Origin of the sequence: Vampirovibrio sp., assembly GCF_041737375.1 — a bacterium.
Taxonomy (GTDB): domain Bacteria; phylum Cyanobacteriota; class Vampirovibrionia; order Vampirovibrionales; family Vampirovibrionaceae; genus Vampirovibrio.
On the sequence record NZ_JBGSRV010000010.1, the window covers coordinates 307,134 to 321,843 of the forward strand.

13 protein-coding genes are annotated in these 14,710 nt (G+C 51.3%); 7 read left to right on the forward strand and 6 right to left on the reverse strand.

What is annotated here, in order from left to right; genetic code table 11:
- Nucleotides 1–2 precede the first annotated feature (2 nt).
- Both nadC and nadB read right to left on the reverse strand, forming a co-directional pair.
- Entirely contained in the window at nucleotides 3–929 is a 927-nt protein-coding gene (gene nadC, locus ACEW81_RS06415) for a carboxylating nicotinate-nucleotide diphosphorylase (protein ID WP_373532141.1), read from the reverse strand.
- Entirely contained in the window at nucleotides 929–2,521 is a 1,593-nt protein-coding gene (gene nadB / locus ACEW81_RS06420) for an L-aspartate oxidase (protein ID WP_373532142.1), read from the reverse strand. Before nadB ends, nadC begins: the two co-directional genes overlap by 1 nt.
- Before the next feature lie 206 nt (nucleotides 2,522–2,727).
- Between nadB and ACEW81_RS06425 the strand changes: the two genes are divergently transcribed.
- From ACEW81_RS06425 to ACEW81_RS06455, 7 genes are all read left to right on the forward strand, one after another.
- Complete coding sequence (locus tag ACEW81_RS06425) at nucleotides 2,728–4,752, forward strand: monovalent cation:proton antiporter family protein (RefSeq protein WP_373532143.1); 2,025 nt, start codon at nucleotides 2,728–2,730, stop codon at nucleotides 4,750–4,752.
- A gap of 183 nt (nucleotides 4,753–4,935) precedes the next feature.
- Nucleotides 4,936–5,538, forward strand: a complete 603-nt coding sequence (locus tag ACEW81_RS06430; RefSeq protein WP_373532144.1) for a ribosome maturation factor RimP — start codon at nucleotides 4,936–4,938, stop codon at nucleotides 5,536–5,538.
- A gap of 45 nt (nucleotides 5,539–5,583) precedes the next feature.
- On the forward strand, nucleotides 5,584–6,924 hold the full coding sequence (gene nusA, locus ACEW81_RS06435) for a transcription termination factor NusA (protein ID WP_373532145.1): 1,341 nt from the start codon (nucleotides 5,584–5,586) through the stop codon (nucleotides 6,922–6,924).
- A gap of 18 nt (nucleotides 6,925–6,942) precedes the next feature.
- The gene (locus ACEW81_RS06440; protein ID WP_373532146.1) at nucleotides 6,943–7,212 is read left to right on the forward strand and encodes a YlxR family protein; all 270 of its coding nucleotides are present in this window, start codon (nucleotides 6,943–6,945) and stop codon (nucleotides 7,210–7,212) included.
- Nucleotides 7,209–9,704, forward strand: coding sequence for a translation initiation factor IF-2 (gene infB, locus ACEW81_RS06445; protein ID WP_373532147.1), 2,496 nt, complete (start codon nucleotides 7,209–7,211; stop codon nucleotides 9,702–9,704). The genes ACEW81_RS06440 and infB overlap by 4 nt, the downstream gene beginning before the upstream one ends.
- 118 nt (nucleotides 9,705–9,822) lie before the next feature.
- Nucleotides 9,823–10,191 (forward strand): 30S ribosome-binding factor RbfA, encoded by a 369-nt coding sequence (gene rbfA / locus ACEW81_RS06450; RefSeq protein ID WP_373532148.1) that lies wholly within the window; start codon nucleotides 9,823–9,825, stop codon nucleotides 10,189–10,191.
- Between the two features lie 60 nt (nucleotides 10,192–10,251).
- Nucleotides 10,252–10,806 carry a hypothetical protein gene (locus ACEW81_RS06455; RefSeq protein ID WP_373532149.1) on the forward strand — a complete coding sequence of 185 codons (555 nt, stop codon included), beginning with the start codon at nucleotides 10,252–10,254 and terminating at the stop codon, nucleotides 10,804–10,806.
- An 18-nt stretch (nucleotides 10,807–10,824) separates the two neighbouring features.
- Here ACEW81_RS06455 and ACEW81_RS06460 read toward each other — a convergent pair whose 3' ends face one another.
- The 4 genes from ACEW81_RS06460 to ACEW81_RS06475 form a co-directional block, all read right to left on the reverse strand.
- On the reverse strand, nucleotides 10,825–11,838 hold the full coding sequence (locus ACEW81_RS06460) for a PdxA family dehydrogenase (protein WP_373532150.1): 1,014 nt from the start codon (nucleotides 11,836–11,838) through the stop codon (nucleotides 10,825–10,827).
- Complete coding sequence (locus ACEW81_RS06465; RefSeq protein WP_373532151.1) at nucleotides 11,831–13,204, reverse strand: four-carbon acid sugar kinase family protein; 1,374 nt, start codon at nucleotides 13,202–13,204, stop codon at nucleotides 11,831–11,833. Before ACEW81_RS06465 ends, ACEW81_RS06460 begins: the two co-directional genes overlap by 8 nt.
- Nucleotides 13,205–13,306: 102 nt before the next feature.
- Entirely contained in the window at nucleotides 13,307–13,660 is a 354-nt protein-coding gene (ssb, locus tag ACEW81_RS06470) for a single-stranded DNA-binding protein (protein WP_373532152.1), read from the reverse strand.
- 118 nt (nucleotides 13,661–13,778) lie between these two features.
- Complete coding sequence (locus tag ACEW81_RS06475) at nucleotides 13,779–14,642, reverse strand: inositol monophosphatase family protein (RefSeq protein WP_373532153.1); 864 nt, start codon at nucleotides 14,640–14,642, stop codon at nucleotides 13,779–13,781.
- Nucleotides 14,643–14,710: the final 68 nt, after the last annotated feature.

Below are 14,710 nucleotides of genomic sequence, written 5' to 3' on the forward strand. Positions count from 1 at the left end.
ACTTAGCTCGCCGGGGCATCCAAGTCCAGCCCAATATCAATGGCAGGAACGCCCAAAGTAATTTTACTGGTGGAAATAATATCCACCCCCGTTTCCGCAAAAGCCCGAATGGTTTCCAGAGAAATGCCCCCACTGGCCTCAGAAATAGCCCGTTTCTGAATAATGGCCAAGGCTTCCCGAATCATGGGCGGGGCCATATTATCCAGCAAAATGATATCAGCGCCCCCGGCCACCGCCTGCTGAACCTGCTCCAGCCGATCGGCCTCCACCTCAATTTTGGTGGTATGGGAAATGCGGGCTCTTAAAAGCCGAATGGCTTCAGCGATGGGATTATCCGTGGTCTCAGCCAGCGCTTGTAAATGGTTATCCTTTAGCATCACGCAACTACCCAAATTAAAGCGATGGGGCAAGCCACCGCCATGCAACACCGCTTGCTGCTCCAGCAATCGTAAACCGGGGGTGGTTTTTCGGGTATGGGCAATGCGAGTTTGAGTTCCCGCCACCGCTTCCACATAACGACGGGTTTCGGTGGCAATGCCGCTGAGGTGCTGCAAAAAATTCAGCGCGGTTCGCTCCGCCTTCAAAATAGAGGCCATGGAACCTTGCACCGTGCCAATAATGGATCCGGCTTTGGCAAAGCAACCATTTTGGGCCACAGGCTGAAATAAAAGCGTGGAATCGACCGATTGAAAGACCAGAGCGGCTACTGATAAGCCAGACACCACGCAATCCTGACGCACCCGAATCACGGCTTCCCGCTGAAGGTGAGCCAATGCTGGCAGGTGATCAGTGGTCACATCGCCCTGACCCAAATCTTCCAGCAGGGCGGCATCCACAATCAGCCGAATGGCTTGTGAATGCGCCGATAGGGCATGTTGAGCAGATATTACAGGGGCAGGAAACAATGAAGCATCGCACACAGATGGCATTAAGAGCAAACCCCGCCCAACGCCACAGCAACCGACGGCAGGGCCAACAGTTCCGCATCCGGGAAATCCAGTCGGGTATGAGCCCCACGACTTTCCTGACGGGTCAGGGCCGCTTGTGTAATTAAGCGGGCTACATTTAATTGGTTGGCCAATTCAAAGCCGGTGGGAATGACCTTTTGCCATTGCCCGGTTTGAACCTGAGCCAGCAAGGCATCAATGCTGGCCAACGCCTGTTTTAACCCAACGCCGCTGCGAAGAATCCCCACCTGCTCCCACATTAGCTGGTGCAGTTGAGACAAAGCTGCCAACATGGCAGGTTCAGCCTCAAACCCGTACTGCTGAGGCATTTGCAAAGGTCGTTCCACCGGTGCAACTTCAGAACATTGGGCAATATACAGGGCCACTCTGCGGGCCAAAACCACGCATTCCAGCAGGGAGTTACTGGCCAGGCGATTGGCTCCGTGCAACCCGGTATAGGCCGTTTCTCCCACCGCATATAAGCCGGGAACTGTGGTTTTGCCTTCTACATCCACCGTAATGCCGCCCATTAAATAATGAGCCGCCGGAGCAACCGGAATCCAGTCCTTGCGAATATCCACCCCAAACTTCAGGCAGCTGGTCAAGATGGTGGGGAACCGCTTTTCAATGGTTTCAGCAGGAAGATGGGTAATGTCCAGATAGACATAAGGCATACTGACCGCGCGCATTTCAGCGTAAATGGCACGGGTTACAATATCTCGGGGGGCCAGTTCTCCATCCGGGTGATATTTTTGGGCGAAGGGCAATCCATCACGATCGCGCAGAATGCCCCCTTCCCCTCGTAGGGCTTCTGACACCAAAAAGTGCAGCTGCTCGTTGTGGTAAAAAGCAGTGGGGTGGAATTGTATAAATTCCATGTTCTCAATATCCGCCCCGGCGCTGTGGGCCAACGAAATACCATCGCCGGTAGCAATGGCCGGGTTGGTGGTATGGCTATAAATACGCCCCAGCCCCCCGGTGGCCAATACCGTGTGAGGACTGTAAACCAAAACCTCACGCTGGTTTTGATAATCCACCGCCCGACACCCCTGACAGCGACCATCCACCATCAACAGCTCAACCACCTGGGCGTACTCAATCACCTCAACCCGTGGATCGTTGCGAATTTTATCGATCAGGGCCATCTCTACAGAATGTCCGGTGGCATCGCCCCCGGCATGTAGAATGCGCTGGACGCTATGGGCCGCTTCTCGGGTGACGGCAAGGGCATTGTCCGGGTTTCGGTCAAAGGGAACCCCGTAAAATAACAAATCCTCAATGGAAGCATACCCTTCCGACAGCAGAGAGCGGGCGGCCTCTTCATTACAAAGCCCTGCCCCGGCTCGAATGGTATCCTGCAAGTGTAAAGCAAGTGAATCATCCGGGTTAGTGGGCAAAACAGCGGCAATTCCCCCTTGGGCGTACCGAGAGTTGCTTTCATCCAAAGCGGACTTAGTGAGCAACAAGGTTTTAATGCCTGCCGCAGAAAGCTTTAAGGCTGTAAAAAGCCCTGAAATACCAGTCCCGACCACAAGCGCCGAAACTTGTCTAACTGAAAAGACGTCATTTTTCATGAAAGCGGAGCCAAGTAAGAACATCCATCTATGACTATGCGGCCATTATAACCCAAAGCCTCTATTTTTAAGCGGCCATTCCTCATCACCCTTGGGCTAAAACCACAAACCCTAGAATGTCAGGACTTTTTCCCGAAAAAATCACCGGAAAACATCTCACTAAAACTGTTACACTAATATAAGAATAGTTATTGGGTTCAGGGTTTATGCTGTCAGGTTTAAGTGCCGATACGGCAGAGTCCTCTGTCTTGATCATTCTGGCCCTCATTTTTTCAATAGGGGCCATACTGGCCTATGTGCTGCAGCGCTTTCACTTGCCCACGTTTCTGGCATTCATTCTCACCGGCATACTGCTGGGGCCAAACGCGCTTAATTTGGTGCGAATGGATGAAATCCAGACCATGGCCCAAATCGGAATTATTTTTTTATTATTTATTGTGGGCCTGGATTTATCGGTGGATAAATTACGGCAGCTCCGCTATCAGGCCCCATTGGCCGGTATTTTACAACTCGGTTTCACCACCCTGATTCTCACCTTCGCCTTGCGCTATCTAGCCGCCTTTCCTTGGCAATTGGCCTTTCTGCTGGGATCAATTCTGTCGCTCAGCAGCACCGCCATCGTACTCAAAAGCCTGGAAGAACACCGGGAAATTGATTCCGATCATGGCCGTCTGATTCTGGGCATCCTCATTATTCAGGACTTGTCTATTATCCCGCTCATGGCGCTGGTACCATCCTTAACCCAGCCCTTTCACCCCAGTACCGCATCGGAGCTTGGGTGGGTGCTGGGCAAGGCATTGTTATTTGGAGCTATTGCGGTCGCTATCAGCTTAAAACTGGTGCCTGTTTTTCTGGATCGACTGGCCTCCACCAACAAAAAAGAAGTATTTACACTGGCGCTGGTCTGTACCGGATTGGGCATGGCCCTCATTACCCACCTGCTTGGGCTTTCTTATGAGGCCGGAGCCTTTGTGGCGGGCCTTTCTCTGAGCAGAAGCCTGTTTTGCCGTCAAATCATCTCTGATAGCAAGGCATTTCGAGACGTTTTTATCACCCTGTTTTTTGTTTCCATGGGCCTATTGTTTGATATCAGATTCCTGATCCAGCATATCTGGCTGGTGGCTGGGGTCACCCTATTTTTAATTTTGCTAAAGGCGGCTTGTGCCTATGCTGCGGTGCGGGTTCTAAAATTTCCAAACCGCACCGCCCTGTGGGCAGGGCTGTCTTTGTTTCAGGTAGGAGAGTTCTCCTTTGTATTGCTGGGCCGAACACTGGATACGGTGAGCCATGTACCAGACTGGGAGAAACTGCTCAGCTTCTGGAATCCGCTTTTGATTAACGCCATTATTATTTCCATGTTCCTCACCCCGCTAGTGCTACGGGCATTGCACCGCATGACCGCCCCTTACCTAAGGGCCAGACTGAAAAAGGCCGAGGGAACACTGGCCGCCCTGGAAGAGTTGGAAAGCCCGACCAATCGGGTGATCATTGCGGGCTATGGACCCATTGCACGCAATTTAGCCACCGCCCTGGCCGAAAAAGATATTCCCTACACTATTGTGGAGATGAACCTGAAAACCATTCGAAAATTAAAGGCCAAAGGGGTTTCCTGCCTCTATGGCGATATTTCTCGCCCCGAGATACTGGAAGACGCCGGAATCGCCAAAAGCAACATTCTGGTCATTACATTCCCGGACACCCGAACCGCTGAAGCCACCATACAACTGGCCAAGCAACTCAATCCTGGCATCCACGCCATGGTGCGCTCCCGCTACCGGGTGGATGTGGATCGCCTGCATCGCATCGGGGTAGACAGCGTCATTCATGAAGAGTTTGAAACCAGTGTCAGCTTTATTTTCAACATTATGAATCACATGAAATACCCGGTTTTAGAAACGGATCGACTCATCGCAAAGGTTCGAAGTCTTGAAAGTAAGCTCCATCCAGAAGCGGTCAGCAGCAAACATCCCATGTTTGGTCGGTTTAGCCTGTTGGAAGGCACTCAGATAGAATGGCTGGAAGTGGGCGCAGCGTGTACGTTGATTGGTAAAAGCCTTAAGGATGCCAAAATCCGGGAAAAAACAGGCGTCAATATTATTGCAGTAGTACAAGCCGCCGATCAATCCCAAGTGGCCGCCGATCCAGACTTAATGCTGTCGGCGCAGGATGTACTGGTGGCTTTGGGCAACCTGTCACAGCTCCAGGCGCTGGAAAGCCTGCTATATAAGTAGCGATTGAGCGGCTTGCCATAATTTTGTTTATGCTAAAATCACAAATACTTCTTGATGATGGTCAGAAGTGGGTCAATTTTTTCTGGACCCACTTCTTTTCTTAAGGAGGGAATTCGCTGAACGGTGAATGTCCAATCTCCTCATCAAGTGTTCATTAATCTCTCAGGAGTGCTTTATCCCAATATGAAAAACGCGCCGGTCAAACCGATCCAGTTCAAACCGGAACAGATTCAGGACATTCAGCAAGCGGTTTTCAGCTTGGCGGAAACACACCTGGACGAAAAATATTTTCTGGTTGATACCGTCTTTGAAAAAGAGATGGGTTACTGGTACCTGCGCTTATATGTGGATTTAAAAGAAGGCTCTATCTCCATTAGCGAGTGCGAGGCCATTAGCCGTTCGCTAGATACTCTGATTGAAGCCCTTCCTTCGCTTACCGATGCCGCCTACTTCCTTGAAGTCAGTTCTCCGGGGCTTTTTCGCCCCATTAAAACTGAGCGTGAGTTCGCCTTTTATCAGGGAGAACCAGTGCGCATCACCGGGACACCGGACATTAAGAACAAAAAGAAAGCCGCTAAAACCCTGGTATCAGACTTGCCAACGGTGGCCGAAGGCACGTTGCAAGGCTATGACGTAGCCAAACAGGCACTAAGCCTGAAAGACCCCAAAACGGGCAAGCTTTTTGAAGTATGTCTGGACCCCAGCCAATCCGTTTACCTGAACCCTGTCATTCGATTCCCGGAAGAAGAGGATTTAACCGCTTCAACCGAGAGTGACACCCTATAAATTTATCTGAATTATCAACCTATAAACAGGAGGTACGCCCTAACCATGATTAAAGTTGGCCCCGCGTTAATGGAACACGCTGAACAACTGGAACGGGAACGTGGCATCCCTAGGGACGTAGTCATTTCCTCTTTGAAAGAAGCCATGCTGGCTGCTTATAAACGGTATGCCAAGCTGGAAACCCTGACTGGCCACGAGTGCCGACTCAACGAGAAATCTGGCGAAATTGGTATTTATGAGTTGAAGCGGGTGGTCAAAGTCCTCAGCGATCCTGAGGATGTGGAATTTGACGAAGAAGGCGAAGAGATTCCCAAAGAGCCTGAAATCGAGCTGAAGGAAGCCCGCAAAATCAAGCCCGATGTGGAATTGAACGATATTTTGGAAATTGAGGTTACCCCCGATGAATTTGGCCGGATTGCCGCCCAGTCCGCCAAACAGGTCATTACCCAAAGAATTCGGGAAGCCGAGAAAAAACTGGTTCAAAAAGAATTTGAAGAAAAGCGTGGCTCCGTCACCACGGCTATTGTTCAGCGAATTGAAGGCCGCAACGTGATTGTGAACATCGGCAAATCCGAAGCCATTTTGCCGCCTAAAGAGCAGTTGCCTTCAGAATACTACCGGGTTGGCAACAAGCTACGGGTATATGTGCTGGACTTGAAAGATTCCGGCAGAGTGCCTCAAATTCTGGTTTCTCAAGCCCATGCCGCCATGGTAAAGGAAGTGTTTGAACTGGAAGTTCCTGAAATTGAGGACGGACTGGTTGAAATCAAAAGCATTGCCCGTGAAGCCGGTTTCAGAACCAAAGTGGCTGTTATTTCTCACGATCCTGACGTAGACGCCCAAGGCGCCTGCATTGGAACACGGGGAAGCCGGATTCAGGCCATTGTTAATGAATTGAAGAACGAAAAAATTGACATTATCCGCTGGTCACCGGATCCTATGGAGTTTATCGTGCATGCGCTTGCTCCTGCCAAAATCATCCGGGTTTTGATTATGCACGATCCCTGTCAAGCCCGTGGCTTGGTGATTGTTCCAGACGATCAACTGTCTCTAGCCATTGGCAGAGAAGGTCAAAACGTCCGCTTGGCCGCCAAACTCACTGGATTCAAGCTGGATATTAAAAGCATCAGCCAAATTGAACAAGAAGGCGGCCTTGCTTACTTTGAGCAGATGGCGGCCCCGCCTGCCGAATACATGCAGGATCCTGAAGGTATGGAAATGCAGATGGATGTTGACGGGCACCCCATTCCCGTTGCGGCCGGAGAGTTCTCGCCAGAAGCCGAAGATAGTTCAGCCCATTTGGAGCCTGCTGATGAGCTTTCAGCAGAAGCAACTGCGCCCGATGTAGAGGCAGTGGCTGAAGAAACAGAAAAAGAAGAGGCTTAAACACTTGCGGAGGCAGTTTTGCCGAATACTCCATACCGCCAATGTATAAATTGTCGTCAACTCCTTCCTAGAGAAGGGATGCTTCGCCTTACCAGCGATGGCAGTCACCACTTTTCAATTGATGGAAACCCGCCTTTACAAGGACGATCCGCCTACGCTTGCAGGGATAAAACCTGTCTGGCTGAGGCATTAAAGGCGAAGAAGTTTCAGCGGACGTTGAAAAGAGGGATCCCGGATGCTATATTGGAAGCCTTGAATGACCAACTGAAAGGAATCACCTCACTGTGACGTCCCCAAAAGTAAGAGTCCACGAAATATCTAAAATCCTGGGTGTCAGCAATGCCACAGTGATTGATTTACTTGCCCGTGACCATGGTGTCCAGGTCAAAAGCCACTCCAGCACTGTTGAACAACCGGTTGCCGATCGCTTGATCACAAAATTCAAATCAGCCGGTGCTAAACCACCGGAAGTAAAAAAAGAACCGGCCAAGCCACAGCCAATTGATAAAAACGTTGATAAAAAAGTGGCGCCGTCCGAAAAACAGCCCAACGAAACAGTGGCGCCTAAAGCCACTGAGGCAGCAATCGAAAAGCCAGCGGCCTCAGCGGCTCAGTTGCCCCCTCAGGCACCTCAACGGCAAGAGCCGCCCAACCAACCGGGACAAGGATATCAAGGCGGACAGCCTAGCCGTCCAGGACAAGGATATCAAGGTGGACAACCCGGCCAGCCGGGACAAGGGTATCAAGGCGGACAGCCTAGCCGTCCGGGACAAGGGTATCAGGGTGGACAGCCTAGCCGTCCGGGACAAGGATATCAAGGTGGGCAAAACCGTCCGGGGCAAACAGGACAAAGGCCACAGGGAGGTCAAGGACGCCCTCAAGGTCGTCCCTCAGGTCAGCAAACCCGTCGTCCCTCTCCTCATGAACTTCGTATCAACGCTCGCCAGAAAAAAGAAGAAGAGCAAGCCGCTATTGATGCGTTGCCGAAGGTCACCAGTATTGATGAGCCCATTGTGGTTCGTGATTTAGCGGTAAAACTGCGCTTGCGGGATACCGAGGTCATCAAGCATTTATTCATGAAAGGGATGATGGTTACTGTTAACCAGACTCTGGATGTGGATTTTGCCAAAGGGGTGGCCAAAGAATTCGGATTTGAAATTGAAGAAACCGCCAAAGTAAAACATGAAGGCGAATACAGCCACTTGGGCGCTGAAAGCAAAAAGCTGGACGAGACCAAGTTCCACAACCTGATAGGTCGGGGGCCGGTAGTTTCCATTATGGGTCACGTTGACCACGGAAAAACCACCTTGCTGGACTCCATTCGGGAAAGTCGCCACAAAGTAGTCGACAGCGAAGCAGGCGGCATCACCCAAAGCATCGGTGCTTACACCGTTGAAAAGGGCGAACAGAAAATTGTATTTTTAGACACGCCCGGCCACGAAGCGTTTACCTCCATGCGGATGAGAGGCGCGCAAGCGACCGATATCGCCATTTTGGTAGTCGCCGCCGATGATGGCGTCATGCCTCAGACCATTGAGGCCATTAACCACGCCAAAGCCGCCAAAATTCCCATTATTGTGGCCGTTAACAAAATTGACAAAGCCGATGCCGATCCCGACCGGGTGTTGGTGCAGTTGGCCGATTATGGACTCTCCTCTGAGAAATGGGGCGGTGATACGCTGACCGTAGAAGTAAGCGCCCTGCAAAAGCTGGGGCTGGATGATTTGCTGGATTCAATCCTGCTGGTGTCCGAGTTGTTAGAGCTAAAAGCCGATTCCACCGTGCCGGGAGAAGGCGTCATCATTGAAGCGCAGCTTGACAAGAGAATGGGACCAGTGGCCACAGCACTGGTACAAAACGGAAACCTGAAAGTTGGCGACAACGTTCTGATTGGTTCTGTTGGCGGACGAGTCCGCGCCTTGATTGATGATCATGGATTGCGCATTCAACAGGCAGGGCCTGCCACCCCGGTTGAAATTCTGGGACTGGACGGTGTGCCGAACGCGGGCGATGCGTTCCGGGTGGTACGAAACGACAAGGAATTCAAGCAAGCCCTGGCCACCGGCAAACAAAGAGACCGGGATCAGCGCATTGGGGTGAGTCGTTCGGTGGCAGCGGGCTTTAGTGGCCGTTCTGAAATCGAGAGCGATAACGCCGTCAAGGAAAATCAATTCAACCTGCTGGTTAAAGCAGACACCCAAGGCTCACTGGAAGCCGTGGTGGAAGTATTGCAACGGATGACCAGCGATGAAGTGAAAATTAACATTGTGCACAGCGCCACTGGCGATATTTCCGAAGCGGATGTGATGTTGGCGTCCACAGCCAACGCGCTGGTTATTGCCTTTAACGCCAAAATTGACGCCACCCCTCAACGTTTGGCCGAACAAGAAGGCGTTAATATCAAGCGCTACGAAGTGATTTATCACATCACCGAAGAGATTGAAAAATGGGTGCTTGGCCAATTGGAGCCGGAAACCGAAGAAGTGCATATGGGTTCTGCCGAAGTTCGCCAAATTTTCAAGGTGGGCAAAGCCAGTGTCATTGCAGGTTGTATGGTTACCACTGGTAAGCTGATTCGCAATGCCAAAGCAGTCGTTCAGCGCGGGGGCAAGGAAGTTTACTCCGGTACGCTCAACAACCTCAAGCGATTCAAGGACGATGTAAAAGAAGTGGCCACCGGGTATGAATGCGGCATTTCCTTTGACAAGTTTCATGACTTGCAAGAAGGCGATGTGGTTGATATCTTCACCACCAAAGCGCTGGAAAGAACCTCTCTTTAACTTTAAACCCATTGGTTGACGTGCTAAATGATGAAAAAATCGTCTATAATTTTGTGACGCAATCCAATCGGGAAGTTCGGTTTTAAAACAACAGAGATTAACTTCGGAGGATCTAGCCATGGCCAACCGCAACGACTTCAGCCGGGCTGATAAAGTCAGAAAAGCTGTCATTCGTGAATTCAGCGACATTCTGGCGCACGAAATTAAAGATCCGGCGTTGGTGAATCAACTGATTTCCGTAACCGATGTTGAAGTCAGCGGCGATCTGCGTCATGCCCGTGTTTTTGTGAGCATTATGGGCGACGAAGCCGTGCAAAACCAGGTGATGGATGTTCTGGAAGCGCAAACGCCCAAAATCCGCTCTGCGCTGGGCCAACGCATTCGGTTGCGCTACACCCCGGAAATTGATGTTCGGCTGGATAATTCTCTGGAGCGTGGATCGCGCGTCACCCAGCTGCTCAACCAGATTTCTCGCGGCGAAGTTTAAGCATTTTAGCCCACTGGGGCGTTTTAGGCTATCTTACACTGGAATGCCTGGGAGTTTTGCGTGTCTGAATCTATCCCAAAGCAGCGCTGGCATGACAATCGGGGAGACTTATCCCTGGCCATTGAGCTGCTGAAATCCATCCCAGCGAATCTTCGCCCCTACAGTGCGGCTGGATTGGGAGATCGGATGAATCAAGAATTTGAGGCCAGCGCCCTGCTGAGTGGCCTCAAATCGCTGGGAAAAGAGCGGATCATGGCGGTACACCAATCTCGAAAAAAGCGTCGCTGCTACGACCAAAACCCACACCTTCATCAAATTGTAAGCACATTGCTGGTATTGCCAGAAGCGGCTCAAGAATCGGTCGCCGCGGAATTCATCGACTTTATTGGCCTGATGGTAGACTACATGGCCACCTGTGACGCCTTTGGAGCCACGCCCAAAGCGGAAGACCTTGATCAGATGAGACTATGCTATGTAGAAACCGGCTCAACAGCAGTGAAAGCCTACATTGAAGCCATCCATCAAGCCTACAACCAGACTATTGAATCGCCAGAAAGCTTGCCGGAACCGGATTTGACCTTTACCGAAACGGGCGAGCCTCGCCTTCGATCGTAATGGCATCCCCCCCAACGGCTAGCAACTGAGTACGGGTTCGGGCTTTGAGGGTAAGGAATTACTAAGCTGAAAAGCGGCTTTGTACGCTTCAATCAGGCTACAGGGATCCGCAAGTCCTTGACCCACAATGTCGGGGGCCGTGCCGTGGCTAACCGAAGTGCGCAAAAAGGGCAAGCCAATGGTGATATTAACCGCGTTCAAGCCCGCCACCATTTTGAATGGAATCAGGCCCTGGTCGTGATAAGCCGCCACATAAGCATCATAATGCAGCCGGTTAATGTCAAAATGGCGAAAAGCGGCATCGGCGGCAACCGGGGGCTCAATGCCAAAGCCGTATCGTTCCGATACCAGCTTTAGGGCGGGCTTCAAAATCCGCTCTTCTTCCTCACCGTCAATCTCTCCGGCATGAGGGTTCACCCCAAGCACACACAAGCGGGGGCTTTGAATTTTACAGGCCGACTGAAAAAACTCGGCCAGATTGGCCAAAGACTGGTTCACTTCCCGAATACTCAAGGTTTCCGACACTTTGCGCAAGGAAACATGCCGAGTGAGCAACAGCATGCGGAAATGACGATACACAAACAGCATATCAGACTGATAGGGCTGCCCGTAGGCTTTGCGGGCCAAATGTTGCAGCATTTCGGTGTGCCCTGAATATGGCACACCGGCCAACTGAAGATTTTCCTTGGAAATGGGACCAGTGACCAAGGCGTGGGCCTTGCCAGCCTGAATTTCGGAAACACTGGCCTCGATACTCTCGTAAGCCACTTGGCCCGGTGTTTTCCGATCGCTGGAATAGCGGATGTACTGGGTATTCTCGTAATCAAAGCGAGTACCTTCCGGCAGTTCAATACCCAAAGCGTCCGCCGTTTGCACCAGATTGGCGATATCGCCAAAAATGCGTAAATTCACCCCATCCTCTGGCAAAGCCGCTTGATGGGCCAGAAAACGAGCCGTGATTTCAGGCCCAATGCCAGTGGGGTCACCGATGGTGAGGCAAAATGTGTCTGAAACTGAGCGCATATCAAGCATGAACAGAGGTAGACTCATGTTGTTTAATAAACTTGACCACGTTGGCCAGAGCCAAGGGAGTACCAAACCCACCGGATTTGGTAATAATCCAGCGCCCCAAATTGTCGATACTGAGCGGGATCGAATCATCGGCCTCCGCCAGAATTTCCAGCTGCGTGCTTTTCAGTTGATTACAAACCTGACAGGTGGTTTCGCCCCCTACCAGTACCAGCTTCACAGATTTTTGCTGTAAAACCTCATCCACCAGCTGAGACAGCACCTTTTGGGCCTGCTGAGAGGCACTGGCCTCTGGTAAATTATGCTCTTTGGCCAAGCTCACCGTGCGGGCATATGTTTCTTCTTTTAAGGCGCTGGAAAGCAGTACCGTATTTCGCTCGCCCAAAGCCGCTACTAATTTGTCTCGCAACTCATCCAGCGGACTCAAACCCAAAATTTGATCCGGGGTCAGCTCAAAAATTTCCAAATGGCTGCCTTGCCCGTAATAAGGGTAATTTTCCATCAATCGCAAGGCCTGTTGCCGACTGGTATCCGTGGTGCTGCCACTGACGATGAGAATGGGTGAAGGAGGCGCGGACAACCCTTTGTTTTGCTTGAAAGATAACGCTTTTTCTTCTGGCTGATTCGTCCACAAAGCAGCCAAGGCATTGGCCAAACCGGCAGAACCGCAGGGAATCACACGGGCGTATTTCTGGGCTTTTTCAATGGCCAGCGCAATTTGCTCCAGGTCTTCATTGCTGGTGGCATCAATCACCACCAGTTTTTTGCCCTCTTCAATCAGTTCCTTCAGCTTCACCAGCATGGGCCCAGCCCCGTGCAACACCATAGAAAGCGGAATATGTCCCACCAGCCCCGGCTTGGTAGCCTGCCCCAGTAAAGTAGGAACATGCGATTGCCGCACAGGAAACAAAGGATCTCGGGCCACCACCGTTTTTTCCACCGGAACGCCTCGTACCAGTTGATAGCCGCCCACCGTACGCCGCCCCTCCAGGGGATAGGCTGGCACAATCACGGCGCATTGGGCTTTTAACTCATCCAGCATGCCCAGGCACTCATGGGCAATATGTCCACGCAGGGTGGAATCAATTTTTTTGTAGAAATTTTCCACACCCAGCTTATCCCGGCAAAAAGCCACCGATCGCCGCACCAGTGCTTGCGCCTCCAAAGGATCCATGTGCCGGGAGCCGGTATTGATGGACCACACCTGATTCTCTTCATCCGATCCCAAAACCCCTTCGGCCTTGGCCAGTTTTTGAAAATCCAGCAGGATATGGGTTTGGGCTTGCGCCGAAAAGAATTGCAAAGCCGTATCACAGGCACCTGTCAAATCGTCTGCCACAATGCCAACGCTTAAACCGGGAATTTGCATAAAACTCCTTAAATGCAGACAGGAAGAGGGAAGATTATAGATTGGATACCAACATTTCGAGCCATCAAACCCGTTACAGGCTCAATGCGATTGGGTTTGGGCTTAAAAAGCAGCTCCAGCTTCCATAGGGGCTGCGTTATCGCGCTTGGTGCCCACAAAGCCCACATCGGTGGCCTTAATGTAGGGCCATTCCTTAGGATTGCCCGCTTGATCGTTGTAACGATTCACTTCCAGCTGGCCGGTAATGCTGACCAAAGCGCCTTTTTTAATCCATTCCCCTACAAATTCCGCTTTACGGCCCCACACTTCAATGGTGAACCAGTCGGTAATACGGTTTTCCTTGGAGTAGGTGCGATCAACGGCCACCGAAAAGCGGGCTTTCACGCTACCACTTTCAAAGTACTTGATTTCAGGATCCTGACCCAAACGGCCAACCACGGTAACAGAATTTGCCATGACGAAATTCTCCAAAGCATTTTAAAGATGAATGAGCCGTATTATACCGCAAGCATCCCACGCAGCCCAATGGCCCGAAGCCGGGGTGTTAAGCAGCCGAAACGTTTCACAACGAACCTCAGGCATCTTCGCCCAATAGGGCCTGAATTTCCTGATGCAGTCCGTTTCCGTTACTGCCCACCAGATGAATGCGCCGATCGCCATAAGGCACCGCGCCACCGGTTGGGTTGGTCACCAACCCACCGGCTTCTTCTACCAGCAAAATGCCTGCGGCGATATCCCACACCGAAAGCTTGAGTTCCCAAAAGGCATCCAATCGGCCACTGGCCACATAGGCCAAATCCAGCGCCGCCGCTCCGGGACGCCGAACCCCGTGGCACTTCGGGGCAATCCGCTGAAAGTGATCAATATTATTCATGGAGGAAGTGGCGATATCGTAAGGGAACCCCGTTGCCAGCAAGGCGTGATCCAGGGTATGAACCCGGTTTTTACTCACAAAAACAGGCTGATCGTTCAGAAAAGCCCCTCGGTTTTTCAGGGCGTAAAACATCTCTTTTTTTAAAGGGTCGTACACCACCCCGATTTGAGGCACCCCTTCAAAGAAATAAGCGATAGACACCGCAAAGTGCGGGAAACCATGGGCGTAATTGGTAGTGCCATCCAGCGGATCCACCACCCAGGTATTGGACAGATCGATGGACTGGCCTTCCTGAAAGGTTTCTTCAGTTACAAACAAGATATCGGGGCAGGCTTTACGCAACACATCCACAATGGCCGCGTCGCACTCTTTATCCACCGCCGTTACCAGATCAATGCTGGTGCCTTTGATATCCACCTGAATCACTTTACCAAAGGAGGCCATCTGGATTTTTCCGGCCACCAAAGCAGCCTGTTTGGCCGCTTTTAAACAGCGGTCCTCTTTCTCTGGAGTCATCGGATTGACCTTAGTGGCCTCATTGATTTCAGGGGTAATACCAAGCATTTTTAGACGCCTCCGGTTTTAGATATGATATATCTAACCATAGACGCATTTTCTGTACAGAAGTTGAG